The sequence below is a fragment of the Testudinibacter crocodili genome, assembly GCF_006228025.1.
In the GTDB taxonomy this organism is placed as follows: Bacteria; Pseudomonadota; Gammaproteobacteria; order Enterobacterales; family Pasteurellaceae; genus Chelonobacter.
On sequence record NZ_VDHF01000060.1, the window covers coordinates 1 to 25085 of the forward strand.

The following is a 25085-nucleotide window of genomic DNA, read 5'->3' on the forward strand; positions in this document are numbered from 1 at the left end:
TGTTTACGTGCTAATTGCTGCGGATACGGCAGCTCAAGCCATTGGCAAGAGCCACATTGCCGCTGTTGAAAATGATGACAGGATAACAAATTAGGCATATTTAACATCAAGCCACTGCTGCTGCAATCGGTCCGAAGTGCGGTTGGCATCAACCCAGCGGCTGGTCGCCTGCAATGCCTTCCAATCAATCGTTTTTCGTTTGAACAGCTGTTGTAACCGCACTTGGCTCGCCGCTGTTACTTGATGCTGCAAATTATCCAGCACCTGAATTACGCCCTCGCGCTCATTGCACAGCAGCAACAAGTCACAACCAGCTTGCAGCGAAGCTTGACAGCGTTCAACAAAATTACCCATAAAACCGGCACCTTTCATACCGAGATCATCAGAGAAAATCGCACCGTCAAAAGCTAACTGTTGGCGTAACACTGTGTGCAGCCAATACGCCGAACCGCTCGCCGGCTGGCTGTCACATTGGCTGTAAATCACATGCGCCGGCATCACTGCCTGCAATTTTCCGGCATTGATCAAACGGGCAAACGGTTGCACATCTTCGGCAAAAATCGTTTCTTTCGGACGATTATCGATTGGCGTTTCCAGATGAGAATCGGCAATCACATGTCCGTGTCCCGGAAAATGTTTGCCGGTTGCCGCCATTCCGGCTTGTGCCATACCGTCAATAAATGCTTCTGCCAACGCCACCACCGAGTTTACATCTTCACCAAAACTACGATCGCCAATCGCTTTGCTTTGATGCCCCAGATCCAGCACCGGCGCGAAGCTCAGATCAATATCCAGTGCGCCCATTTCTGCCGCCATCAACCAACCGGCTTCCTGTGCCAGCTGCCGTTGCTGCTGCGGATCGCTTTCCATCAAGGCAAAAGACTGCATCGCCGGTAATCGGCTGAAGCCCTCACGAAAACGCTGCACGCGTCCGCCTTCTTGATCAACCGTAATCAACAGCGGTTTTTTCACTTGTTGTCGCACAGCTTGGATCAAGGCTTGCAATTGTCGGCGATCATGAAAATTACGGCTGAACAAAATCAGCCCCGCCACCAACGGATGTTGTAGCAATTCCACCTCTTCGGCGGTCAATTCATAAGCCTGTAAATCGATTAATAATGTTGTCATCGCAATGCTCCTGCCTCTGTGTCGAGCGCTGTCGTTTGCTGAACCTTCAGCCACAATTGATTAAGCAATTTCACCCAAGGAAAATAGCTGGCAATCGATTGGATGAAAGTGCGGTCTTCGCTGATCAAGCTATTATTTTTCAAATATTGTGCTAAAAAATAGCGCTGCTGTTTTTCTGTTAAATTATTACTAACAAAGAAAAATGCCAGCTCCAACGCCGGATTGGACAAGGCGGCATATTCCCAGTCGATAATACTCAAACCGCTATTTTGACTATTCACTAAATTTTGCAAATGTAGATCGTGGTGTGCCACCACTTGAATCTCATTTTCTTGAAACGGCGTGAATTTATCCAGCATCAGCAACCAATTGCCTTGCTGCTCCGCAGGCAATTGCTGCAATAAAAAGAAAATTTGCTGGATCAGATCCAACTGTGGCAATACGTCGAGTTTGTTCCGATGCAGTACCGAATAATGATGCAAACTTTGCAAACGCTGCGCCAATGCGCTTAACGTTTCATTGCGCCACTTGCCTAACACCCGCCCGCTAATCCATCTCAACACCAAAAAATCCTCGCCTTGATAAAAGACTTTCGGCACGAACGGCAATGCTTGTAAGTGAAACAATATATCACCTTCAAGCTGGCGCATTGAGCCAAGACGCTGCGACGTTTCAGTTTGCAGGCGTAATAAAAAGCGCTGCTTACGGGATTTTTTATACTGTACCGTGACGCAATAACTGCCACCGCTTAAGCCGCCTAACGCTTCGCAGCCCACCACTTCGCCCTGCCAAAATTCGGCTTGTAAAATATTCGCTAGTAACATAACGATTATTGTACGCCTTTAACATAAATACGATAATTGGTGCTGGTTTGGGTCGGCTTTTGCAACGGAATATGTTCTGCCTGTCCACCTTGCAGCACTATTTTTGTCCATGACGGCAATTGCGCCCAGTTACTGAGCTGGGTCACGCCGTCTTGGTCATACCAAGTGATCTGATATTGCAACGCCAGCAATTGTCGGCTCAAGTTTGTCAGTGTCACTTGTTGGCTACCGGCATTGATCTTGGTCGCTGCCGCAACTGCCGAGTCAATATTGACAATCGGCTGGCTATCCGCCAAATAACGCGGTGGTGCGCTAGAACAGGCGACAAGCAGCATACTGCAAACCAACAAACTTAAAAACCGTTTCATTTTGTATCCTTGTATTGAATAAGACCGCACTTTGATTTAACTCGCATTTAGTTAGATAACATTTAGTTAGATAACATAGCCCCTAATCTTTTCCCACCCAACAAATGCATATGCAAATGAAAAACCTCTTGACCGCCATGCTGATTGCAATTGACAATCAAGCGATAACCGTCTTCGGCAATACCCTGCTGCGCTGCAATCTTCGCCGCCACCACAAATAAACGTCCCAACGCCTGTTCATCTTCCGCCGACACCGCATTAACCGTCGGAATCAGCTTGTTCGGGATAATCAAAATATGCGTTGGCGCCTGTGGCGAAATATCACGAAAAGCAGTGACCAGCTCGTCCTGATACACAATATCCGCCGCAATTTCGCGCCGGATAATTTTGCTAAAAATCGTCTCTTGTACTTTCTGATCTGCCATCATGTTTCCCCTGTTTTCAACACATAAATTTCAGCAAGAATAATGAAGTTAGCGGTTTTTGGCAAGTTGCTATTGCGTAAAAATCGCAGTATGCTAACAGCAGCCGAGCAACGCATACGGAAGTAAAGTATGGATATAGAAAAATTAAGACAAATCGAACGAAAACAAGCCATTTTAAAAGCTACTTTTACCGCGTGGATGAATGAAAAAATGAAAGATGAAGTAGTTTGCTATATGGATAAGCAGGGCAATATTGTTAATCATTATCCCGACGGGACGGAAAAGATTATTAAACATGCCAAAAAATAACGTTAAAGCTATTTTTTACTGCGGCACAAATGGCGCAGGAAAGTCTACTTTACGCCAATTTAATCACGATAGCGTAAATATAATTATTGATTCAGATCACATTGCTAAAGAGATCAACCCTAACAATCCCAGAGCAGCAGATATCCAAGCTGGCAAAAAAGCCCTCAGACTATATCAGCAAGCGATTAAAGAACCCACTTCTTTTTCAATGGAATCTACGCTATTCGTCTCGCTGATACCAGTTATATTTATGATAATTCAGGTAGTTATCCTATATTACAACTTACACTTACTCAAAATGTGATCTATTGTCACGAAGAGTTAGTCGATTGGATTCAAAATCTCGTTGAAGAATTATTAAATCTAAACTTTTCTCTCATCAATAATCCAACGTTATAACTCAACAATATTTATACGTTTAGCGTTTTTTAGTTAAATTCAAAAACAATATTTTAACCGTTAAATAACATCTTAACCCAGTGTTAACAGGCTAAATTGATCTACATCACATTTTATGAGATAACATAACACAGCATCTTAAAATGATTTGTTTGTATATCAACAAAAAATTATAATGCTAAAAAAAAATAATAAATCTTAAAAAATTTTTTAGGTTTTAATGCTTAGATTGATTCTCAAGCTGAAGGATAAAGATTTAGACATGAGTACAGATGCCAACAATTCCACTACAATGCTGAATCCGGCACAAATCACGACGGTTGCCGTCAATGCCGGAGCATATAAAGCCCAGAAAAATCAGTTTCTGTCTTTTATGTCGGCGATTCCGGCGGGCGCATTTATTGCAATCGCCTTTGTCTTTTATGCAACTACCCAGACTGGTGCAGCGGATGTGGCTTGGGGCATGAGCAAGTTTGTCGGTGGGATTGTGTTCTCATTGGGCATTATTATGGTGATTGTGTGCGGCAACGAGCTATTTACTTCGTCCACCATGACGATTTTGGCGCGCGTGGAAAACAAAATCAGTACTTATCAAATGTTGAAGAATTGGGCGGCTGTGTATAGCGGCAACTTTATCGGCAGCTTGTTTATCGTGGCGTTGGTTTGGTTCGGCGGGCAAACCATGGCAGCCAACGGACAATGGGGCTTGGTGATTTTAAACACCGCCCAGCACAAAATTCATCACACTTGGGTTGAAGCGTTCAGCTTGGGTATTTTTTGTAACATTATGGTGTGTATTGCAGTATGGATGGCGTATGCCGGCAAAACTCTGACCGACAAAACCTTAGCGGCGATTTTGCCGATTTCAATGTTTGTCGCCTCCGGCTTTGAACACTGCGTTGCTAATATGTTCATGATCCCAATGGGTATTTTAACAGCACATTATAGCAGCCCTGAATTTTGGCAAAACCTTGGTATTAATGCGGCGCAGTATGCCGATTTGGATATGGCACATTTTATTGTTAAAAATTTAATCCCGGTGACACTCGGGAATATCGTGGGTGGTGCGGTTTGCATCGCCCTAATGCAATGGTATTTGAATCGTGAACACCATTGATCATCTGTTTAGGCATATCGGCAGCAAGTGCGGTTCTGGCGATATAATGATTTTAATTTATTGTTAAATAAGGAATGTATCGATATGACACAACTAACTGAACTTCAACAACAAGCATGGGCTGACTTTAAAGACGGCAATTGGCAGCAAACTGTTGATGTGCGTGATTTTATCCAACTGAACTACACCCCATACGAAGGCGACGAAGCGTTTCTCGCCGGTGCGACCCCTGCCACTGACACCCTGTGGGAAAAAGTGATGGACGGCATCAAAGTGGAAAACAAAACCCACGAACCATATGATTTTGATACCTCTATCATTTCAACCATCACATCCCATGACGCTGGTTATATCCAACAAGATCTGGAAAAAATCGTTGGTTTACAAACCGATGCGCCATTGAAACGTGCGATTATCCCCTTTGGCGGCATCAAAATGGTGGAAGGTTCTTGCCAAGTTTACGGACGCCAATTAGACCCGCAAGTGAAAAAAATCTTCACCGAATACCGTAAAACCCACAACCAAGGTGTATTCGATGTGTATACTCCAGATATCCTGCGCTGCCGTAAATCCGGTGTGTTGACCGGATTACCTGATGCCTATGGTCGTGGTCGTATTATCGGTGACTACCGCCGTGTTGCGTTATACGGTATTGATTTCTTAATGGCGGATAAATTCAAACAATTCGGTTCATTACAAGCTCGCTTAGAAAGAGGTGAAGACTTGGAAATGACGATCCAATTGCGTGAAGAAATCGCGGAACAACACCGTGCTTTAGGTCAAATCAAACAAATGGCGGCTAGCTACGGCTACGACATTTCCGGTCCGGCAACCAATGCACGCGAAGCAGTACAGTGGACTTATTTCGGCTATTTGGCTGCGGTAAAATCACAAAACGGTGCGGCAATGTCCTTTGGTCGTGTCTCCTCTTTCTTAGATATCTACATTGAACGTGATCTGAAAGCCGGTAAAATTACTGAAGAAGAAGCCCAGGAATTAATCGACCACTTAGTGATGAAACTACGTATGGTGCGTTTCCTGCGTACCCCTGAATACGATCAACTGTTCTCGGGCGACCCGATTTGGGCAACTGAATCTTTAGCCGGTATGGGCTTAGACGGTCGTACTTTGGTGACCAAAAACAGCTTCCGTTTCTTGAACACACTATACACGATGGGACCATCCCCAGAACCGAACATGACTATTTTGTGGTCTGAAAAACTGCCGGACGGTTTCAAACGCTATTGCGCTAAGGTGTCAATCGATACCTCTTCCGTACAGTACGAAAACGACGATTTGATGCGTCCAGACTTCAATAGTGATGACTATGCAATCGCCTGCTGTGTCAGCCCAATGATTGTCGGCAAACAGATGCAATTCTTTGGCGCGCGCGCAAACTTGGCGAAAACCATGTTATACGCGATCAACGGAGGTATCGATGAAAAACTGAAAATGCAAGTCGGTCCGAAAACAGATAAAGTGACCAGTGAATACTTGGATTACGATGATGTGATGACCCGTTTAGACAGCTTTATGGACTGGTTGGCAACCCAATATGTCACCTCGCTGAACATCATTCACTACATGCACGACAAATACAGCTACGAAGCCTCATTAATGGCGTTGCATGATCGTGATGTTTACCGCACGATGGCATGCGGCATCGCCGGTCTGTCTGTGGCAGCGGATTCATTATCTGCCATCAAATACGCCAAAGTGAAACCGATTCGTGACGAAGACGGTATCGCTGTTGACTTTGAAATCGAAGGCGAATATCCGCAATTCGGTAACAACGACAGCCGTGTTGATGACATCGCTTGTGACTTGGTTGAACGTTTCATGAAAAAAATTCAGAAATTGAGAACCTACCGCAACGCAGTACCAACTCAATCGGTATTGACCATCACGTCTAACGTGGTTTACGGCAAAAAAACCGGTAACACCCCAGACGGTCGCCGTGCCGGTGCACCATTCGGACCAGGCGCCAACCCAATGCACGGTCGTGACCAAAAAGGTGCGGTCGCTTCCTTGACATCGGTTGCCAAACTGCCATTTGCCTACGCCAAAGACGGGATCTCTTACACCTTCTCCATCGTACCAAATGCATTAGGTAAAGATTACGAAGCGCAAAAACGCAACTTGGCGGGTTTAATGGACGGTTACTTCCATCACGAAGCCACCATCGAAGGCGGCCAGCACTTGAACGTCAACGTGATGAACCGTGAAATGCTGTTAGACGCCATGGAAAATCCGGAAAAATATCCGCAATTGACCATCCGTGTTTCCGGCTATGCAGTACGTTTCAATTCACTGACACAAGAACAACAACGCGACGTTATCGCGCGTACTTTCACTGAAAGTTTGTAATCCAGCATTCGCTGAACTAACCGGTTATACATCAAACCGTTATTGGCAAATCGTCAATAGCGGTTTTTGTTTGCTTTAATTTTAGGACATGCCCTAATATTCTACTTCATATTCAAAGATCCAACGTGAATGAATTTAATTCATCAGCCTATATGCCGTTTATTCTGTTCCAAATGACGATTATTTCTTATACTACGCTTAGGATGTGTTAATGTTTCATTCATTTATTTAAGGAAAAAAATATGACTTTTACTGTACGCGGCTTTGCCGCACTGGATACCCAAAGTGATTTAGTTCCTTTCAGTTTTGAACGTCGTGAGCCACTGGCACAAGACGTTGAAATTGAAATTTTATATTGTGGCGTTTGCCATTCCGATTTGCATACCGCGAAAAACGATTGGGGCGGCACGGTTTATCCAGCCGTGCCCGGACATGAGATTGTCGGGCGGGTAACTCGTGTCGGCAAAAATGTCAGCAAATTCCAAGTCGGTGACTTGGCAGCAGTCGGTTGTCTGATCGATTCTTGCCGCAGCTGCTCCAGTTGCCAGCAAGATTTGGAACAATATTGCTTAAACGGCTTTACCGGCACTTATAATGATCCCGACAAGCATCTGGCAAACCAACGTACTTACGGTGGATATTCAGAAAAAGTGGTGGTTGATGAACATTTTGTACTGCAAGTGCCGAGCCATTTGGATTTAGCCTCTACCGCACCGCTATTGTGTGCCGGCATCACCACTTGGTCGCCGTTGCGTCACTGGCATGTCAGTTCCGGCAGCAAAGTGGCAGTGGTCGGATTGGGCGGATTGGGTCACATGGCAATTAAGTTGGCAAAAGGTTTGGGGGCAGAAGTTACGCTGTTTTCCCGCTCACCGAATAAAAGCCAAGATGCACTGGATTTGGGCGCCGATCATGTGGTGATCTCCACTGACAAGCAACAAATGCAGGCGGTCAAAGGTGAATTTGATTTGATCATCGACACCGTGCCTTATGTACACGATATTAATCCATATGTTGCTACTTTAAATATCAGCGGCACGTTGGTTCTGGTCGGCTATTTAGGCCCGCTCGATCCGTTCTTGAACACAGTACCGATGATTTTGGGCAGAAAATCGGTTGCCGGCTCCGTGATCGGCGGCATTGCCGAAACCCAAGAGATGCTGGATTTCTGCGGAAAACACAATATTGTTTCCGATATTGAGTTGATCAAAATGCAAGACATCAATACCGCCTATCAACGTATGCTGAAAAGCGATGTCAAATACCGTTTTGTGATTGATATGGCATCATTGAAAAACGGGTAATTCAATTAAAATTTGAGTTAGATCTTGTATAAAAAATCAAATCGTTGATAATAAATTCCAGTCTAGGCTACTTTTTTAAGCAGCTAGACTGCTGACAAAGATTAACATACAGGTGGTATTATAAAAGTAGGGGCGGATTGTATATCCGCCCAAACTGCGTTTTGTATTTCTCTGTTATTGATTAAGTGCTTAGACCGCACTTTGCAAACGAGCGGATATACAATCCGCCTCTACTTTGCCTTATCAAATATTTTGTCAATAAACCGGCTGCTTTTTTAAGCAGTCTTTTTGATCCGTGCCTTATTTTGTGGAGTATGATTTTTATGGCGAATCCCGCGTTACCTGACATCGGCAGCCCGATGTTTTATGGGATATTTTCTATTGTGGTCGTCATTATGTTGGCGATTGACTTGCTGAGTTTGAAAAAGAGCGGTGTACACAAGGTCAGCGTCAAAGAAGCCATGTGGTGGAGCGTAGTTTGGGTGACGATTTCCTGCCTATTTGCACTCTGGTTATACTTCGAACTGGCTGGCAATCCGGTTTACGGCAGCAAGTTCGCCGCTGAAAAAGTGATGGAATTTTTAACCGGCTATGTGTTGGAAAAATCCTTATCGGTAGATAATCTGTTTGTATTCTTAATGATTTTCAGCTATTTCAAAGTGCCTCCACAATATCAGCACAAAGTGTTGCTATACGGAGTGCTCGGTGCCATTATCATGCGTACGGTGATGATTGGCATTGGTGCCATTTTAATTCGTGAATATGAATGGATTTTATATATTTTCGGCGCTTTCTTAATCTATAGTGGGTTTAAAATCTTCACGTCAAAAGAAGAGGAAAACGGTGAAGATCTGGCGAAAAATGCTTTGCTCAACTGGTTACGCCGCCGCCTGCCACTAAGCCAACATTTCAACGGCGAGAAATTCTTTACTATTGAGAACGGTAAACGCCTATTCACGCCACTGGTGTTGGTGTTGATTATGGTGGAATTAAGCGACGTCGTGTTTGCCGTAGACAGCATTCCGGCGGTGTTTGCCGTCACCACCGATCCGTTTATCGTGCTGACCTCGAATATTTTCGCCATTCTTGGCTTGCGAGCGATGTACTTCGTGTTGGCAGACATTGCCGATCGTTTCGTTTATCTCAAATACGGTTTAGCAGTGATTTTGATCTTTATCGGAACAAAAATGCTGCTGGTGATGGCTGGGATCCATATGCCAATCGCACTATCGATGGCCATGGTATTCATGATTTTAATTGTATCGATTTTAGCTTCGCTCAGAAAAAAAGTACTTTAAATCCTTGTATAACAAAAAACCCACTAATCTGATCAATCTATAAAATTAGTGGGTTTATCATAAAAGCTACTGACTACAGTGAATCTGCGTTTTTCTTCAGGTAGCTGGCAACGCCTTCAGGGTTGTCTTTCATGCCTTCTTTGCCTTTTTCCCACTGCGCTGGGCAAACTTCACCGTGCTCCTCGTGGAATTGTAGTGCATCGACCATACGCAGCATTTCATCGATATTACGCCCCAGTGGCAAATCATTCACCACTTGATGGCGAACCACACCATGTTTGTCAATCAAGAAAGAGGCACGCAGTGCAACACCGGCTTCAGGATGTTCGATGCCGTAAGCTTTGGAAATATCGTGTTTCACATCAGCCACCATCGCATATTGCACTTCACCGATTCCGCCTTTTTCTGTCGAAGTCTTACGCCACGCATTGTGGGTAAATTGTGAATCGATCGATACACCGACGACTTCCACACCACGCGCTTGAAACTCTTTATAACGATGATCAAACGCGATCAATTCTGATGGACAAACAAAGGTGAAGTCCAAAGGCCAAAAAAATACCACAGTTGGTTTGCCGGAAATATGGCGTTTAAAGTTAAAATTATCGACAATTTCACCGCTTCCTAAGACAGCTGAGGCAGTAAAATCAGGGGCTTGACGGGTTACTAAAACCATAATTTCTCCTTAATAAATTATATCAAATATGAGTTTATATCCTATTTAGCCACGCTTTTCTAAAAAAGTGATACTTTTAAGCCAAGCTATTAGACTTTATCTAGTATAAACAAATAAAAGTTAAAAGTCGTGATCTATATCACACTATTTTTGTCATTGGTTAAAGCTATCTGATACAAAACTTGCTTAAACGGTTGATTCACCCTGTCATAACGATTATCTTATTTATCACCAGATACGAATAACCGCACTTTATGATCCAATATACAAGGATTTTTATGGCTGACTCCGATACACATTTTAAAACCGCAACACGATTGGTACACAGTGGCCGTCAATCCCGCTATACACAACAAGCGGTTAATCCCGTGATTCAACGGGCTTCATCCCTCATTTTTGACACGCTAAACGATAAAAAACAGGCGACGATCCGGCGCGCTAACGGCAGCCTGTTTTATGGACGGCGCGGCACCTTGACCCATTTTGCATTGCAAGACGCAATGTGTGATTTAGAGGGAGGTGCCGGTTGCTACCTCTTCCCTTGTGGTGCGGCGGCAGTGACCAACACCATTTTAGCGTTTGTAAAAAGCGGTGATCATCTACTGATGAGTGGAGCAGTTTATGAACCGACACAAGATTTTTGCAATCATGTGCTGAGCCGTTTCAAGGTCGAAACTAGCTACTATGATCCGCTGATCGGTGCTGAAATTGCCGCCTTGATACGCCCAAATACCCGAGTACTGTTCTTGGAATCACCAAGCTCACTGACGATGGAAGTGCCGGATATTCCAAGTATCGTCAGTGCTGCACGCACGATCAATCCTGAAATCGTGATTATCATTGATAACACCTGGAGTGGCGGTCTATTGTTCAAAGCATTACAGCAGGATATTGATATTTCGATCCAAGCCGGCACCAAATATCTGGTCGGACATTCCGATGCGATGATCGGCACCGCGGTTGCCAATGCCCGATGTTGGGATCAATTGCGTGAAAATGCTTATCTGATGGGGCAAATGGTTGATGCCGACACTGCATATGTCGCTGCTCGTGGGCTACGCACATTGGGAATCCGTCTAAAACAGCACCATGAAAGCAGCCTGAAAATTGCCGAATGGTTGGCACAACGGCAAGAAGTACGGACTGTTTTTCACCCGGCACTGCCGAGCTGCCCCGGTCATTCATTTTTTAAACGAGATTTCAGTGGCAGCAGCGGCTTGTTTTCGTTTGAATTAAAACAAAAACTGAATCAACCGCAATTGGAGGCTTTTTTTAATCATTTTCAGTTGTTTACCATGGCATATTCATGGGGTGGCTTCGAATCGCTGATTTTGCACAACCAACCGGAAGAGATTGCTAAAATTCGCCCGAATATCAGCCGCAAACTGGAAGGAACCTTAATTCGGGTGCATATCGGCTTAGAAGATTGTGACGATTTGATAGCTGATTTACAGGCAGGGTTCGAGCGAATTAACGCGCTGGCATAACAAAATCAGCCCGACCGCACTTTCAGTTTAAAAGTGCGGTCAGACGTTGGTTCAAATCACTGCTCGGGTTCAGCGCATTTCCGTTTTTGTTTTATCACTGCTGAACATGCTGGCGCTCAACGTTGATTTCAAACTTGTCAACAGCTCTTGATGAATTATACTCAAGCGAGGTTTTTCATCGGCTTGAAATGCCAGTGGGCGACAAAACTCCATGGTTTTAATCCCCAAACGAGCCGTCAACAAGCCGACACCCAGTCCTTGTGCCGCACGGGCGGAGAGTTTTGCCATCAGATCTTTTGACAGCCAATCCATACCGATGTCATGCACCAATTCAGTAGCGCCGGCAAATGCCATATTCAGCAACACCATGCGCAATAGTCGGATACGACTGAAATAGCCTAGTTCAATACCATACAGCGCAGCAATTTTATTGATTAACGCCAAATTACGCCACGCTACAAAAAACAGATCAACCACCGCCAACGGGCTGATACCGACCACAATTGCAGCTTCCGCCGCCCCTTTACTGACCAAACTGCGTGCTTGGCGATCCCGATCACTCAGCACATTTTGGCTGAACAGATAGCCTACCTCTTCGGCTGTGTGTACCTCACTGAGCTGTTTCTGCCATTGTTGCAAACGCAGATCATCTTTAGTCAGCTGCATGTTCTCGGCAATCTGTAAACAAAGCCGTTGCGCCTGTTCTCCGCTTTGCTGTGCTGCGCCAACCGCACTTTGTTGATACAGCGCTCTACTCTGCTGCTGCAAACGTAGTAAGCGTTTTAATTTAAACAAACGTCTAAATTCATTCCCCAGCGCAACCACACCTAAGATCACCACCGAAAACATGACGATAGCAAATGCGAAATGAATCCATTGATTCTGCTGCCAACTGTCCAACAGCCACTGCACCGATTGTGCCACTACTGCAATTAAAAACAGCCCGGCGGTTGCCATCAGGGCGGTTTTCCACCAACGTGGCTGCGGCGCTAAGTTGCGTTGAATTTGTTGTTCAAAGCCGGTTTCACTACCCAGTCCACTCAGGTTGTTCTCACTCTCGACGTCGTCAAAAATCTCATCGGTGGCAAACTCTTTCTTCTGTTGCAAATTCAGTTGCTCAGACTGTATTTGTCCGTCTTCAATTAACGGTTCAAAATATTTTTTGGTCATATCAACAACCCCTAATTAATCCAGTTTATCCGCCAGCAAAAATTGCAACACTGTATCCATTCTCAAGTGCGGTATTCGTTCGGATTCCAGTGGCAACGGCTCGAATTGGTCAAATTCAAAGCGATTTTGCTGCCAAAAATCAGCGTTTGGCAAACGTGACGGCACACTGCCCGGAAATAGCGTCACCGTTTGGTTATCTTTACTGCGAACCCCTTGCAGCGCCTTCACCATCTGTCCGTTATCTTTCACCGACACCGGCTTGGTTGCACGGATTGCAGCAATCGCGGTGTAATCATTTTTTACACCGGCAAAATTGACGTGCTGTCCGCCCTCTTGCACCAATTGCCGCATCAAACTGATTAAGTTCGGCAGTTGATCGACAGTGACATGATCGGCTTTGCTGGCAACAAACAGCAGCTTATCAATCTGCGGCGCAAACAAGCGATGCAGCAAAGTGCGGTTGCCGTAGTGAAAATTGCCGAATAGTTGCCGCAGGCTCTCCTTGGTTTCATTAAAAGCCTGCTGGCTATAATTCAACGGTGTCAGACAATCCGCCAAAATAATTTGGCGATCAAATTTGCTGAAGTATTTTTGATAAAAGCGTTTGACGATTTTTTCACGGTAATACTCGTAACGCTTTTGCAGCAGCGCAAAATAGCTGTCCTGACCGCCGTGTTGTTCTAACTGCTGCCATTGCTGCGGCGACAATTGGGTAAGCGGAAAGAATTGCAGTGCCGGCGCACCTTGATATTCTCCCGGTAGCACAAAATGCCCTGGTTGAATGAATTGCAGCCCCTGTGCTTTACATTCGAACAGATAATCAGTATAACTTTTCGCCAACCGTGCCAAAACTTCTTCATCGGCTTTGGCGCTTAAATCCAGTGCTGCCACTTGCTTCAGCCAGTTTTGCGCCAACTGTTGTCGCACACCGAAATCCAGTTTTTGCAAACTTTGTGACCACTGTTTAAACGAGGTTTCCAATAACGGCAAATCGAGTAGCCATTCGCCCGGATAATCAAAAATATCTAGATACAACGTACCTTCTTGTTTAAGATGGCGCAACAAGCCGTCGCTGCGGCGGAAACGAATCGCTAAACGGATTTCGCCCACGCCACGTGTTGAGGTCGGCCAAACGGGTGGCTGTTGTTTCAGGCACGCCAAATTGGCTTCGTAATCAAAGCGTGGAATACTCCAATTTTCTTGATCAACCCGCTTGACCGCCAGAATTTGTTTGTTGCGGGCAGGCGCAAACAATGGCAAGTGGCTGTTGTCATACTGATCAAGGGTTAAAAGTTGGTTGACCAGACTGGTGATAAACGCCGTTTTTCCGCTCTGGCTCAAGCCAGTGACAGCAAGACGCAAAGTGCGGTCAAAACCACGGTTCACCCAGTCGTTCAGTTCTCGTTTTACCGAATGTTGGATTGAAGCAAACATTAAATTAAACCTGTATTATCGTCATAGTTACGGCGTTGGGCGTTTAAAATCGCTCGAACGGGTGTAATTTTCCAACTGTCCGATACGGCGCGTCAACATCGTGAACTCCGTCTCTAAATCAACCAATTTTTGATTGGCACTCGCCCCTGCCTGCCAAGTTTTCTCTTTTAATGGTGTTTGATCGAACAGCGATTGGTACGGATCTTGCTGATAGTAGCTGTCGGGCACTTTGTCCAACACCAGCGCTGCGGCAACATAAGCAATCAACATCACAAAATAGCCGCCAAACAGAAACAGCAACACCGCAATCAGCCGCACCACCCACGTTTCCAAGCCGCTGGCTTTCGCCAGACCGACACACACGCCGGAGATGATACCTTGTTGTGGATAACGATAAATCATAATGTTCTCCTCTCGACCCTACTGCGACTTGCGCCAGTCCGGCTGCCGATAGTCCAGCAGCGCTTCCAATTGTTCAACCCGATGACGCAACGCTTTCGCCTGTTCGTTCAACTGTTGGATCTTAGCTTTATCTTCCATAGTCAACCCTACGCCGATTTGCTGTTTGCTTTTGTAGTGCATATACAGCCAAAACGGCAACACCAACAGGCAGAAAATAAATGCAGAAATTGATAACATCACAATTGTCCAAAACATAAATATTCTCCTTTTACAATCCGTTACAATATTAAATTATGCCTGACAATCAAATCGGCATAAAGAAAATAGCATTCTCCGACAAGATAAATTACAATTTAACTCTATTTTATTAAGCCAGTATTAAGACATGTCTTTATATAAAAAAGTGCGGTTCGGTTTTTTCAGCTTATTCCTCAACTTAGCAGCTTTCGGTTTGCTCAGTCACAACCTGTCGGCTGCGCCGCGTATTCCTGATGAACTGTTGAATAATGGTTTGATCTACTGCGCTCACTCTACAGGCTTCTCGTTTAATCCGCAAACAGTTGATGTCGGCACGAGTATGAATGTGGTGACGGAACAGATTTATAACAAGCTTTTCGATATAAAAAGTGATAAAAGCAAAAAAATCATTCCAGCCTTAGCAACCAGCTATCGCTTCTCAAGCGATCAAAAAACCTTGTGGATCAACCTGAGAAAAGGGGTGAAATTTCATCAAACAACTTGGTTTACGCCCAGCCGTGACCTGAATGCCGATGATGTGGTGTTTTCCCTGAACCGGGTATTAGGGCGGCTGTATTCCTATCCGACTCTGGAACAAGAACAGAGCCGGCAACAACATAATCCGCAATATCAAATCTATTACGATCTGGCACGCCAAAACCGCTATCCATATTTTGACAGCATTGATTTCAACGGCAAAATTGCCAACGTCAGCGCAGTTTCGCCCTATCAGGTGAAAATTGAATTGAATGCACCAGACTCCTCAATTTTAGATCATCTCGCTAGTCAATATGCGGTGATTCTGTCGCAAGAATATGCCTTGCAGCTGAGTGCCGATGACAATATTGCTCAGCTGGATACCCAACCGGTCGGCACCGGGGCTTATCAAGTCAGCGACTATTTTCGTAACCAATATGTCAGATTGCAGCGCAACGATAATTATTGGGGCAAAAAGAGCGGTATTAAAACCGTCGTGGTCGATCTGTCGAGCAGCCGCTCCGGTCGATTAGAAAAAATGTTGAATCAAGAATGCGATATCATGGCATTTCCTGAAGCCAGTCAGGTAGAAAACTTGCTCTCGGACAAACAGCGCTTTGACTCGATCTCAGTGGACGGCATGAATCTGGCTTTTTTAGCGTTTAATATGAATCAGCCGTTGACTCAAAATACCGCATTGCGCATTGCGTTGGCGCAAGCGATTAATCGTGAGCGGATTGTTAAACAAATCTATTTTGATACGGCTAAAGTCGCCAATACCATCATTCCGAAAAGCTCGTGGGCATCACAATTCAACATGCGTGCTTTCGCCTATGATTATCAGCCGCAAAGTGCCAAACAGTTTTTACAAGACAAAGCCTTAACCTTAAATTTTTGGGTGTTGACCGACAATCAGGTGTATAACCCTAATCCGGTGAAAATGGCAGAGATGATCCGCTTTGATTTAGCGCAAGCCGGGGTTCAGGTCAACATGAAATATTTACAACGCAACGAACTAGAGCACTTGCTGCTGTCGGGGCAAGACGACTACCACATCATTCTCGGTGGCTGGCTGGCTGGCAGTCTTGACCCAGACGGTTTTTTACGCCCGATTTTGAGCTGTCATACCAATAATGCCCACACCAACATTGCCAACTGGTGTCATCAACCGTTTGACCAGGTGTTAGATCGTGCACTGGCAACACCAATGCAAATTTCACGCGCTTTGGACTATGATATTGCACAGCAATATGCACTCAATCAAGTACCATTGCTGCCGATTGCCAATGTCAAACGCCTGATGGTTTATCATAATCGGGTACAAAATATGAATATGTCACCACTCGGCACGCTGCGTTTTGCCGAGCTGGAACTGCGGCAGGAGAAATAAACGATGCTATTACATTTTCTTCGTCGTACCTTGCTGACTTTGATCACGCTGTTTATTCTGTCGCTGATCAGCTATCACATTTTAATGCGTGACCCGCTGAATGCGATTCTTGCCAAACCGCACTTTTACTCCGGCTATCTCAACTATATGCAACACCTGTTTTCCGGCGATCTTGGCATCAGCTATTTGGACGGGCAACCTTTATTGGATCAAATTTTGGCAGTTTTTCCTGCGACGATCGAATTGTGTATCTTTGCACTGTTTCTGGCGATGTTGCTCGGACTGCCGCTCGGCTTTTGGGGGGCATTCAATGCTAAGCACTGGCTGGGCAAAAGTATCCGTTTCGGCTCGGCGTTCGGGATCTCGTTGCCGATATTTTGGATTGCGCCTATCGCATTATATTTTGCCGCCAGCTATCAATGGGAAATTTCCGCCATCGGGCAGTACTACCCGCTGTATCAAATCAAAACCATCACCGGCTTTGCGAGTATCGATGTCTGGTTCGGTGAACACCCTTACCAATTGAAAATTATTCAAAACGTGTTTCAGCACTTGGCATTGCCGGTGTTGGTGTTGACGATTGCGCCACTGATGGAAATTATTCAATTGACCCAAAACCGTGCCGAAAAAGTGCTCAGCGAAAACTATGTCAAAGTGGCAGAAACCCGTGGTTGGTCAAAAGTGAAAATTGCACGCATTATCTTGCTCAGAAATACGTTACCGCCGCTGATTCCTCAATTGACCCGCACTTTTACCATGCTGTTGGCAATGTGTATGCTGATCGAAAATATTTTTAGCTGGCCGGGCATCGGACAATGGCTGATCAATGCGGTGGAACAACAAGATTACAATGCCATCTCCGCCGGCATGATGATTATCGGTTTATTCATTATCCTGATTAATATGTTCAGCGGTTTTTTAATGTTTATCTCAGATCCGTTTAATCGTAAAGGTTGGTATGTTAGATAAAGAGCCTGATGAGTTTCGCTTCACTTCGCCTGTGGCAGAGATTTGGCAACTTTTTCGTCGTAATAAAGTCGCGCTGATGTGCGGCTATCTGCTGTTAGCGTTATTGTTGCTGATGTTATTTGCACCGCTAATTGCGCCACATGACATCAATATGCAGTTTGTTGGGCAAGAACTGTTACCGCCGTCGTGGAACAGCGAAGGCAAAATCAGCTTCTTCCTTGGCACCGATGATCTTGGGCGCGATCTGCTCAGTCGAATCATCGTCGGGCTGCGCTATACCTTTGGCAGCAGCTTAATCGTGGCGCTGCTCACGCTATTAATCGGTGGAGTATTAGGCGTGATCGCCGGTACCGGACAAGGGATTAAATCGAATATTTTGGGGCATTTTCTGGATGCCTTCCTGTCAATTCCGATTTTGTTGCTGGCGATCATCATCGCCACCTTGCGCCAACCCAGCCTGCTGAATGCCATTTTGGCAATTTTGCTGGCTTCACTGCCCTATTTTATCCATCAGGTCTATCTGGCATTACAAAGCGAAATCAATAAAGAGTATGTGATTATGCTGCGCTTGGACGGTGCTTCCAAAGGCTATCTGATTAGCAAAGTGATGCTGCCGAATCTGCTGCCGGTTTTTATTCGTCTCACCAGCCGCATTTTTACCCTAGCGATGTTAGACATCAGCGCCCTGAGTTTTATCGCTCTCGGCGCACAGCCGCCGCTGCCGGAGTGGGGCGCTCTGATTCGTGAATCTATCGATCTGATTTATGTGGCACCTTGGCTTTCGGTTCTGCCGGGTTTTGCCTTGATATTTGTGATTATTACCTCACTGTTATTCAGCGACGGCTTGGCAAAAGCGATTGAGCGCTACTACCATAAAACATAAGCATGAAACAACAGTGAAAAACAACAGTGAAAAACATAGAAATCAGTGTAAAATAGAAGCCGATTTAATAAGGATCAATTATGGCATTACTGGATATCCGTAATTTAACCGTTGAAGTCAATACCCCACAAGGTAAAGTAAAAATGATCGACAACCTTAACCTGACGGTTAACGAGGGCGACATTTGCGGTTTGATCGGCGAATCCGGCTCCGGTAAAAGTTTGGTTGCCAAAATTATCTGCAACTCCGCCAAACCTTCTTGGACAATTACCGCTGATCGCTTTCGCTTTAATGATATCGAATTACTAAAATTGAACCCGAAGAAAAGACGCAAACTGATCGGCAAAGAAATTGCGATGGTTTTTCAGGATCCACTCTCTTGTTTGGATCCCAGCCGTAAAATCGGCAAACAGTTGCGCAATGCGATTCCTTCATTTTCTTACAAGGGATCAGGTTGGAAATGGTGGCGTTGGTTCGGTTGGAAAAATCGTAAAGTCGTCGAGCTGTTGCATCGAATCGGTATTAAAGATCACCAAGATATTATGCGCAGTTACCCGTTTGAAATCACCGAAGGCGAAGCCCAAAAAGTGATGGTTGCCATGGCAGTCATCAACCAGCCACGCCTATTGGTCGCAGACGAACCGACTCACGCCTTAGAAGCCACTACCCAGTTGCAGGTTTTCAAACTGCTTTCAAGTATGAATCAAAACCTGAATACCACCATTTTGTTAACCAGCAATGAGCTGAAAACCGTCAGTGAATGGTGCGATTGCTTTACGATTGTCTATTGTGGACAAACGGTCGAAAGCGGCAGCAGACAAGCTATCTTAGAAAAACCGCACCACCCTTACACCGTGTCATTGCTCAACTCCATTCCGGATTTCAGCCAACCTTTGGCATTAAAAAGCCATTTGAACACTTTACGCGGCAGTGTGCCGTTGCTGAATAACCTGCCGGTCGGCTGCCGGCTTGGTCCACGCTGCCCGTTTGCACAAAAAAAATGCATTCAAAAACCGCCACTCAAAAAAATTAAGCAGCACGAATTTGCCTGTTATTTTCCGCTGAATATCCGTGAACATGAAAATATCCAGCACAATAACGCCTTTACTCCGTTGACCATTACCGAAACAAGTGAACATGCATAATGGAAAAACCACAAATCAATTCCGACCGCTATTTATTGCAGGTGGAAGATCTCAGCAAATCCTTCCGGGATCATAATGCCTTCTGGCATAGTGGCTCTTTTGCTGCCGTCTGCGATATTTCATTCAGCCTGGAAAAAGGCACGACACTGGCGATTGTCGGGGCTAACGGCTCCGGCAAATCTACGTTGGCAAAGATGATCAGTGGCGTCACCAAACCAACCAAAGGACGAATTTTGTTTAAAGGTCGAGAGTTGAAGTTTGGCGATTACCAGTCACGCTGTCGCCATATTCGCATGGTGTTTCAAGACCCGGACAACAGCCTGATACCGCACTTGAACATTGGGCAAGTGTTGGATACGCCACTGCGCTTGAGCACCCCATGGGACGAAGAACAGCGCAACCAAAAAATTTATCAGACCTTGCGCTTGGTCGGCATCTCGCCTGACCACGCCAATATCCCGATCTACACCCTGTCACAAAGCCAAAAACAGCGGGTCGCACTGGCAAGAGCGGTAATTCTGGAACCGGAAATTCTGGTGTTGGATAATGCGCTGTCGTCAATGGATGCTTCGGTGAAAACTCAACTGATTAATTTGCTGCTTAACTTACAAAAACAGTTAGGGATTTCCTATATCTATCTGGGGCAGCATGTGGGGATTATCAAACACATTTCGGATAATATTCTGGTGATGAAAGCCGGGCATATGGTGGAATACGGTAACACCCGCGAAGTATTGAGTAATCCGGCAGACGACTTCACCCGCCGTCTGATCGAAAGTCACTTTGGACACGCCTTAGACGCTTCCGCTTGGGAACCGGATTCAGCCATTTTTGAATAATCAGACGTTAAACCGTCTAGGCGCTATTAAAGCAAGGTATCAAAGTGCGGTATTGAGGCAGATAATATTGATAACAATAACGCCGACAAAATATCGGCGTTATTAAAACAGCCCCTAAGCACTTAGCGAGTTGAAAGTTGGAAAATCATACTTTCCGCTTGGCAACTGAATTCAAAATCCGCCTTCAGCAAATAACCATTGTCAACTTTCGTGACCGCACTTTTGATTGTCGCTGGGTCGCTTTCTGCTTGACGCGCTTTCTCGGTCAAATATTGCAGTGCTTCTTCGGCTTGCTGCTCAGTCGCATACACCTGCTCAAATTGTACCCCACAATCTTCATTGTCGATAATCGTACCGACATCGACGCAACAACATACTTTACTCTCTTCTGCTTTACATTTTTGCTCTGTCATGATGTTCTCCAAATAGTCAAAATTGCCTCAAACAGCCGATATCTTATCACAAAACAGTACTATAAAAAATGTATAACAACTGACGTTGATACGCTAACTCAGTCAATACAATAGTAAATATGCGTTAATATCACATAAATAAACAAAAATATTTGCGCTAACGATTAGGATTGATTAGAATCCATTGCATTTTTCAGCCCTATTGATTTTCTTTTATTGATTAAATGGAACCTCACTATATGTTTAAACTAAACAAATTGACTCAAACGTTACTCGCCACCAGCATCACCCTATGTGCAGGCTATGCCTCAGCAGCCGCTTTCCAACTGGTCGAAGTCTCTACCTCGGGCTTAGGACGTGCATATGCCGGTGATGCTGCGATTGCAGAAAACGCCTCCGTAGTCGCCGTCAATCCGGCATTAATGACTCAATTCAAACGCCCTGAAATCTCGGTCGGCGGTATTTATATCAAACCTGACGTCAATTTGAACGGAAAAATTGATTCGGTTAACGGTATCCCGATGAGTGCTTATGCCGCCGCCGGAGTAAAAGATGATGCGTCTCACAATAAAATTGCCAAAGGCGGCTTGATTCCAAATTTGTATTATGTGCACCCAATCAATGAAAAATTTGCGGTTGGCGGTGGTGTCAATGTTAATTATGGTTTGGCAACTGAATTTGACTCCGGCTACTCTGCTGGTATTCTCGCCGGAAAAACCGATTTAACCACTGTCAATTTCAATCTGAGCGGAGCTTACCGTTTGAACCAAAACTGGAGTCTCGGTTTGGGCTTAAATGCCGTGTATGCCGATGCATTGGTTGAACGCCACTTAGGGGTTCGCGGCACACTCGCTAATTTATCTCCGGCAACCCGCTCACTAGGGTTATCCGAATCCACCGTGGCTGCCCGTTTGGAAGGTAAAGAATGGGGCTATGGTTGGAATGCCGGTGTGGTGTATGAATTCAATGAGCGTAACCGTATCGGGCTTGCCTACCACTCTCATGTGGATATTAAGTTTAAAGGCGACTTCTCTAGTCAATTGCCACTTGCCATGGGCGGAACTGCCGGTGCAGTAATTCCCGGTTCGTTAACCCTAAATCTGCCGGCTTATTGGGAAATTGCCGGTTTGCACCGTTTAACCGACAAACTCGCCGTGTCCTACAGCTACAAGCAAACCCTGTGGAGCCGTTTCAAAGAGTTGAACGCACAAGGCAATGACGGATCACAGTTATTCCACAAAAATGAAAACTTTAAAGACGCTTCGCGGATTGCATTGGGTGTCAGCTATGATTTCAGCGAACAATTCACACTGCGTACCGGTATCGCCCATGACGAAAGTCCGGTGCAAAAAGGCTACCACTCCATTTCTATTCCGGATGCTGACCGCACTTGGCTAAGTTTAGGCGCAACCTACCGCTTCACACCGGATCTGTCGGTGGATGTCGGCTATGCTCACTTAATTGCCAGTGACAACACCTTTACCGAAAATGATAAAGGGGTTAAAGCCACCTTTAATTCCAAATCCAAAGCAGATATTTATGGTTTAACGTTAAATTATCGCTTTTAATCCGCAATAAAGCAGTAAATAATGGCACAATCTGTAAAACACAGACTGTGCCATTTTTTTGAGGTTAATATGACAAACGCCAACACCATTTATTACTGTTTTCATCCTTCCCCTATTGGTAAGCTATTATTATTGGTGAAAAATAATGCCCTAATTGGTATCGAATTTGAAAAAGAACAACACCAAATTCAAGCTACTTGGCAACAATCCGACACTCAGCCGGTGCTGCTTGCCACTAAGATTGCGCTAGACCGCTATTTCAACGGCGAAAAAGAGCACTTTTCTGACATTCCACTTGCGCCACAAGGCACACCGTTTCAGCAACAGGTTTGGCAAGCGTTATTGGCAATTCCTTATGGACAATTCAGCAGCTACGGCGAACTGGCACAACAAATCGGCAATCCGAAAGCAGTGCGTGCCGTAGGCGGTGCAGTCGGACGCAATCCGATCAGCATCATCATTCCGTGCCACCGTATACTGGCAAAAAACAGTGCCCTCACCGGCTTTGGTGGTGGCTTGCCGGCAAAACGCTATCTGTTGCAACAAGAAAATATTGCCTATCTGGATCGCGGTATCGAATACGTCAAAGAAAAACAGCAGCGTTATTAGGGGCTGTTGATACAGGCTATTAAACTTAATAGCCTCTTTCCTCTTTACATTACTACTATCTCACCAGTTTATCCCACTATAAAACCCACTAGAAAATCTCAAAAAACCTTAAAGCAGCACAATTATTGCAATTTATGTAAAAAAATGTTTTAATGCAAAAATAATTTAATCAGAGCGTAATACGGACTATCGTGAATCAAGAGCAAACGATCCCTACCAGCAAGCAAGCCCAATCTGTTTGGTGTAGGCAAGCGTTTTCGTTTTTTTATCTTCTCTATTTTATTCAGCAGACCGCACTTTACACTTTTAGTACTGATTACCAGACGCCTAAATCAGTATCTCAAAATTCAAACTCTGCAATATCTTGCTGAAAATATTCCTGGTGGAGAATATAAATTGAATAATCATCAAATAGTAAAAAATACATTCCTAATCGGGTTGATAACCCTGCTTATGTTATCTAGCCCAATGAGCTTGTCACAGCAAAACGTCGAAACCTACACCAAACAAGTCAATCAGGGCTATATCCGAGATTTTGCGTTACAATGCATATTACCAGAAGAAAATATGAAAGCGGTGCCAGCGCAAAAAATTGTTCTTGAAACGAAGAGAATCGACACCGTAAAAGCCGATCCTTATACTCGATCCGCTAACGTCACCGTGGTTATTGATAATGCTGTAGCACCTTAAATCATCTTATGCAAAGTGCGGTCGACTATGCGGAAATTGGCAAAGTAGAGGCCGATGCTTTGTGTTGTAACAACACCAAAACTTCATAATGACGGGTATGCGGGAACATATCGAACAAGCGGACTTTGCTGATTTGGTAGTCCCTGAACAGTGCCAAATCCTTGCCCATACTCACCGCATTACAGCTGGAATATAAAATATAGTCTGGCGCAAAATCATTTAAAAAAGCGGCTAATTCGCTGCCGATACCACGTCGTGGTGGGTTGACAATCACCAACTGCGGTTTTTGTCGGCTCTCGTCGGCGATAGCAAAGGTGGCAGAATCAAGCGACTGAAAACTTACCGCACTTTGCTCTACCGGGCTTAAACCCAAGTATTCAAGCGATAAACGTGCGCTGGCAATAGCTGAAGCGGATATTTCAATGCCGGTTAATGAGATTATCTGATCCGGCTGCGCTTGACGTAACGCAGCTAAACAGTGCAACCCAAAACCGCCGACGCCACAAAACAGATCCCAAAAATTTGAAATCGGCAGCGTGTGCAGCCAATCTTGCGCTTGATGATAAAGTGCGCTCGCCACTTGCGGATTCGTTTGAAAAAATCCTTGTGGGCGAATAAACAGCGGAATGCCGTTAAACCGCTCTTCCAATACCTGTTGCTTGGTCAGAAAAACTTCCTGTTCGCCCTCTAAAATTGCAGCATGCTGCGGCTGAATATTCAACGAAACCACCGCCAATTGTGGCAGTCGTGCCAATAATCCTGCCAATTCACGTTCAATCAGCGCCCGTTTATCCTCGCTTCGTAACACAAACCGCAACATCAGTTTTTCACTGTAACGGCTCTCGGTCAACAAAATATATTTCAATTCGCCTTTACGTTTTTGTAGGTTATACGGCACCAGTCCGGCTCGGGCGATAAAATCTTTCAATACCGGAAACAGCGCCTGAAAACGTGATGGATAAAGTGGGCAGTCGCATAAATCAACCGCACTTTGCGGATCATTCGGATCATTGACAATGCCTAAAATCGGGCGCTCGACACTACCACTGACCACCATTTTAGCTTTATTGCGAAATTGACTTAACTCGGAGCAAAACGCCTCAATCCATTGCGTTGCACTCAAATCAAACGCCGCCAACTGCTGCTGTAAATGCTGT

General features: G+C 45.0%; 25 protein-coding genes and 1 pseudogene. 15 read left to right on the forward strand and 11 right to left on the reverse strand.

Going from position 1 to position 25085, the window contains the following annotated elements:
* Positions 1–90: 90 nt before the first annotated feature.
* From nagZ to hinT, 4 genes are all read right to left on the reverse strand, one after another.
* Positions 91–1128, reverse strand: coding sequence for a beta-N-acetylhexosaminidase (nagZ, locus tag FHQ23_RS06775; RefSeq protein ID WP_139613637.1), 1038 nt, complete (start codon positions 1126–1128; stop codon positions 91–93).
* Positions 1125–1952 carry a phosphotransferase gene (locus FHQ23_RS06780; protein WP_139613638.1) on the reverse strand — a complete coding sequence of 276 codons (828 nt, stop codon included), beginning with the start codon at positions 1950–1952 and terminating at the stop codon, positions 1125–1127. Before FHQ23_RS06780 ends, nagZ begins: the two co-directional genes overlap by 4 nt.
* A gap of 5 nt (positions 1953–1957) precedes the next feature.
* A complete protein-coding gene (locus FHQ23_RS06785) occupies positions 1958–2320 on the reverse strand; it encodes a YcfL family putative periplasmic lipoprotein (RefSeq protein ID WP_139613639.1) in 363 nt (120 codons plus the stop codon).
* A gap of 62 nt (positions 2321–2382) precedes the next feature.
* Positions 2383–2745 carry a purine nucleoside phosphoramidase gene (gene hinT, locus FHQ23_RS06790; RefSeq protein WP_139613640.1) on the reverse strand — a complete coding sequence of 121 codons (363 nt, stop codon included), beginning with the start codon at positions 2743–2745 and terminating at the stop codon, positions 2383–2385.
* 129 nt (positions 2746–2874) lie between these two features.
* Between hinT and FHQ23_RS06795 the strand changes: the two genes are divergently transcribed.
* The 6 genes and pseudogenes from FHQ23_RS06795 to FHQ23_RS06820 all read left to right on the forward strand — a co-directional run bounded on the left by FHQ23_RS06795 (position 2875) and on the right by FHQ23_RS06820 (position 9539).
* On the forward strand, positions 2875–3054 hold the full coding sequence (locus FHQ23_RS06795) for a hypothetical protein (protein WP_139611896.1): 180 nt from the start codon (positions 2875–2877) through the stop codon (positions 3052–3054).
* Positions 3041–3277, forward strand: a pseudogene (locus tag FHQ23_RS06800) (hypothetical protein); the annotation flags it as partial. The gene FHQ23_RS06795 and the pseudogene FHQ23_RS06800, both read left to right, overlap by 14 nt.
* A gap of 468 nt (positions 3278–3745) precedes the next feature.
* Positions 3746–4570 carry a formate transporter FocA gene (gene focA, locus FHQ23_RS06805; RefSeq protein ID WP_442805408.1) on the forward strand — a complete coding sequence of 275 codons (825 nt, stop codon included), beginning with the start codon at positions 3746–3748 and terminating at the stop codon, positions 4568–4570.
* A gap of 84 nt (positions 4571–4654) precedes the next feature.
* The gene (pflB, locus tag FHQ23_RS06810) at positions 4655–6937 is read left to right on the forward strand and encodes a formate C-acetyltransferase (RefSeq protein ID WP_139613642.1); all 2283 of its coding nucleotides are present in this window, start codon (positions 4655–4657) and stop codon (positions 6935–6937) included.
* A gap of 242 nt (positions 6938–7179) precedes the next feature.
* Positions 7180–8241 carry an NAD(P)-dependent alcohol dehydrogenase gene (locus FHQ23_RS06815; protein ID WP_139613643.1) on the forward strand — a complete coding sequence of 354 codons (1062 nt, stop codon included), beginning with the start codon at positions 7180–7182 and terminating at the stop codon, positions 8239–8241.
* Between the two features lie 323 nt (positions 8242–8564).
* Positions 8565–9539 carry a TerC family protein gene (locus tag FHQ23_RS06820; protein WP_139613644.1) on the forward strand — a complete coding sequence of 325 codons (975 nt, stop codon included), beginning with the start codon at positions 8565–8567 and terminating at the stop codon, positions 9537–9539.
* A 73-nt stretch (positions 9540–9612) separates the two neighbouring features.
* Here FHQ23_RS06820 and FHQ23_RS06825 read toward each other — a convergent pair whose 3' ends face one another.
* Complete coding sequence (locus FHQ23_RS06825) at positions 9613–10215, reverse strand: peroxiredoxin C (RefSeq protein ID WP_139613645.1); 603 nt, start codon at positions 10213–10215, stop codon at positions 9613–9615.
* Between the two features lie 278 nt (positions 10216–10493).
* On the opposite strand from FHQ23_RS06825, the gene metC reads away from it, so the two are divergent.
* On the forward strand, positions 10494–11702 hold the full coding sequence (metC, locus tag FHQ23_RS06830; RefSeq protein WP_139613646.1) for a cystathionine beta-lyase: 1209 nt from the start codon (positions 10494–10496) through the stop codon (positions 11700–11702).
* A gap of 69 nt (positions 11703–11771) precedes the next feature.
* Here metC and FHQ23_RS06835 read toward each other — a convergent pair whose 3' ends face one another.
* Genes FHQ23_RS06835 through pspB form a run of 4 tightly spaced genes read right to left on the reverse strand, consistent with a single transcriptional unit; the run spans position 11772 to position 14963 of the window.
* Positions 11772–12872 (reverse strand): TIGR01620 family protein, encoded by a 1101-nt coding sequence (locus tag FHQ23_RS06835; protein WP_139613647.1) that lies wholly within the window; start codon positions 12870–12872, stop codon positions 11772–11774.
* Positions 12873–12887: 15 nt separating this feature from the next.
* Positions 12888–14306, reverse strand: a complete 1419-nt coding sequence (locus FHQ23_RS06840) for a YcjX family GTP-binding protein (protein ID WP_442805407.1) — start codon at positions 14304–14306, stop codon at positions 12888–12890.
* A gap of 27 nt (positions 14307–14333) precedes the next feature.
* Positions 14334–14708, reverse strand: coding sequence for an envelope stress response membrane protein PspC (gene pspC, locus FHQ23_RS06845; RefSeq protein WP_139613648.1), 375 nt, complete (start codon positions 14706–14708; stop codon positions 14334–14336).
* A gap of 18 nt (positions 14709–14726) precedes the next feature.
* Positions 14727–14963 carry an envelope stress response membrane protein PspB gene (gene pspB / locus FHQ23_RS06850; protein WP_139613649.1) on the reverse strand — a complete coding sequence of 79 codons (237 nt, stop codon included), beginning with the start codon at positions 14961–14963 and terminating at the stop codon, positions 14727–14729.
* Between the two features lie 130 nt (positions 14964–15093).
* Between pspB and FHQ23_RS06855 the strand changes: the two genes are divergently transcribed.
* The 5 genes from FHQ23_RS06855 (at position 15094) to FHQ23_RS06875 (ending at position 20648) form a co-directional block, all read left to right on the forward strand.
* On the forward strand, positions 15094–16812 hold the full coding sequence (locus FHQ23_RS06855) for an ABC transporter substrate-binding protein (RefSeq protein ID WP_139613650.1): 1719 nt from the start codon (positions 15094–15096) through the stop codon (positions 16810–16812).
* A 3-nt stretch (positions 16813–16815) separates the two neighbouring features.
* Positions 16816–17781 carry an ABC transporter permease gene (locus tag FHQ23_RS06860; protein WP_139613651.1) on the forward strand — a complete coding sequence of 322 codons (966 nt, stop codon included), beginning with the start codon at positions 16816–16818 and terminating at the stop codon, positions 17779–17781.
* Positions 17771–18664 (forward strand): ABC transporter permease subunit, encoded by an 894-nt coding sequence (locus FHQ23_RS06865; protein ID WP_139613652.1) that lies wholly within the window; start codon positions 17771–17773, stop codon positions 18662–18664. The genes FHQ23_RS06860 and FHQ23_RS06865 overlap by 11 nt, the downstream gene beginning before the upstream one ends.
* Before the next feature lie 80 nt (positions 18665–18744).
* Positions 18745–19809, forward strand: coding sequence for a peptide ABC transporter ATP-binding protein (locus tag FHQ23_RS06870; protein ID WP_139613653.1), 1065 nt, complete (start codon positions 18745–18747; stop codon positions 19807–19809).
* Positions 19809–20648, forward strand: coding sequence for a peptide ABC transporter ATP-binding protein (locus FHQ23_RS06875; protein WP_139613654.1), 840 nt, complete (start codon positions 19809–19811; stop codon positions 20646–20648). Before FHQ23_RS06870 ends, FHQ23_RS06875 begins: the two co-directional genes overlap by 1 nt.
* A gap of 122 nt (positions 20649–20770) precedes the next feature.
* Here FHQ23_RS06875 and FHQ23_RS06880 read toward each other — a convergent pair whose 3' ends face one another.
* Entirely contained in the window at positions 20771–21061 is a 291-nt protein-coding gene (locus FHQ23_RS06880; RefSeq protein WP_139613655.1) for a YfcZ/YiiS family protein, read from the reverse strand.
* 239 nt (positions 21062–21300) lie between these two features.
* On the opposite strand from FHQ23_RS06880, the gene FHQ23_RS06885 reads away from it, so the two are divergent.
* The 3 genes from FHQ23_RS06885 (at position 21301) to FHQ23_RS06895 (ending at position 23928) form a co-directional block, all read left to right on the forward strand.
* Positions 21301–22629 carry a porin gene (locus FHQ23_RS06885; RefSeq protein ID WP_139613656.1) on the forward strand — a complete coding sequence of 443 codons (1329 nt, stop codon included), beginning with the start codon at positions 21301–21303 and terminating at the stop codon, positions 22627–22629.
* 69 nt (positions 22630–22698) lie between these two features.
* Positions 22699–23238 carry a methylated-DNA--[protein]-cysteine S-methyltransferase gene (locus FHQ23_RS06890; RefSeq protein WP_139613657.1) on the forward strand — a complete coding sequence of 180 codons (540 nt, stop codon included), beginning with the start codon at positions 22699–22701 and terminating at the stop codon, positions 23236–23238.
* Positions 23239–23634: 396 nt separating this feature from the next.
* Positions 23635–23928: a hypothetical protein gene (locus FHQ23_RS06895; protein WP_139613658.1), complete on the forward strand. Its 294-nt coding sequence runs from the start codon at positions 23635–23637 to the stop codon at positions 23926–23928.
* Positions 23929–23953: 25 nt separating this feature from the next.
* Here FHQ23_RS06895 and rlmC read toward each other — a convergent pair.
* On the reverse strand, positions 23954–25085 hold a 1132-nt coding region (gene rlmC / locus FHQ23_RS06900; protein ID WP_139613659.1), incomplete at its 5' end, for a 23S rRNA (uracil(747)-C(5))-methyltransferase RlmC.

Coding starts and splice junctions, on each gene's coding strand:
- nagZ (WP_139613637.1), bottom strand. CDS start 1,128: ATGACAACATTATTAATCGATTTACAGGCTTATGAATTGACCGCCGAA.
- FHQ23_RS06780 (WP_139613638.1), bottom strand. CDS start 1,952: ATGTTACTAGCGAATATTTTACAAGCCGAATTTTGGCAGGGCGAAGTG.
- FHQ23_RS06785 (WP_139613639.1), bottom strand. CDS start 2,320: ATGAAACGGTTTTTAAGTTTGTTGGTTTGCAGTATGCTGCTTGTCGCC.
- hinT (WP_139613640.1), bottom strand. CDS start 2,745: ATGGCAGATCAGAAAGTACAAGAGACGATTTTTAGCAAAATTATCCGG.
- FHQ23_RS06795 (WP_139611896.1), top strand. CDS start 2,875: ATGGATATAGAAAAATTAAGACAAATCGAACGAAAACAAGCCATTTTA.
- focA (WP_442805408.1), top strand. CDS start 3,746: ATGCTGAATCCGGCACAAATCACGACGGTTGCCGTCAATGCCGGAGCA.
- pflB (WP_139613642.1), top strand. CDS start 4,655: ATGACACAACTAACTGAACTTCAACAACAAGCATGGGCTGACTTTAAA.
- FHQ23_RS06815 (WP_139613643.1), top strand. CDS start 7,180: ATGACTTTTACTGTACGCGGCTTTGCCGCACTGGATACCCAAAGTGAT.
- FHQ23_RS06820 (WP_139613644.1), top strand. CDS start 8,565: ATGGCGAATCCCGCGTTACCTGACATCGGCAGCCCGATGTTTTATGGG.
- FHQ23_RS06825 (WP_139613645.1), bottom strand. CDS start 10,215: ATGGTTTTAGTAACCCGTCAAGCCCCTGATTTTACTGCCTCAGCTGTC.
- metC (WP_139613646.1), top strand. CDS start 10,494: ATGGCTGACTCCGATACACATTTTAAAACCGCAACACGATTGGTACAC.
- FHQ23_RS06835 (WP_139613647.1), bottom strand. CDS start 12,872: ATGACCAAAAAATATTTTGAACCGTTAATTGAAGACGGACAAATACAG.
- FHQ23_RS06840 (WP_442805407.1), bottom strand. CDS start 14,306: ATGTTTGCTTCAATCCAACATTCGGTAAAACGAGAACTGAACGACTGG.
- pspC (WP_139613648.1), bottom strand. CDS start 14,708: ATGATTTATCGTTATCCACAACAAGGTATCATCTCCGGCGTGTGTGTC.
- pspB (WP_139613649.1), bottom strand. CDS start 14,963: ATGTTTTGGACAATTGTGATGTTATCAATTTCTGCATTTATTTTCTGC.
- FHQ23_RS06855 (WP_139613650.1), top strand. CDS start 15,094: ATGTCTTTATATAAAAAAGTGCGGTTCGGTTTTTTCAGCTTATTCCTC.
- FHQ23_RS06860 (WP_139613651.1), top strand. CDS start 16,816: ATGCTATTACATTTTCTTCGTCGTACCTTGCTGACTTTGATCACGCTG.
- FHQ23_RS06865 (WP_139613652.1), top strand. CDS start 17,771: ATGTTAGATAAAGAGCCTGATGAGTTTCGCTTCACTTCGCCTGTGGCA.
- FHQ23_RS06870 (WP_139613653.1), top strand. CDS start 18,745: ATGGCATTACTGGATATCCGTAATTTAACCGTTGAAGTCAATACCCCA.
- FHQ23_RS06875 (WP_139613654.1), top strand. CDS start 19,809: ATGGAAAAACCACAAATCAATTCCGACCGCTATTTATTGCAGGTGGAA.
- FHQ23_RS06880 (WP_139613655.1), bottom strand. CDS start 21,061: ATGACAGAGCAAAAATGTAAAGCAGAAGAGAGTAAAGTATGTTGTTGC.
- FHQ23_RS06885 (WP_139613656.1), top strand. CDS start 21,301: ATGTTTAAACTAAACAAATTGACTCAAACGTTACTCGCCACCAGCATC.
- FHQ23_RS06890 (WP_139613657.1), top strand. CDS start 22,699: ATGACAAACGCCAACACCATTTATTACTGTTTTCATCCTTCCCCTATT.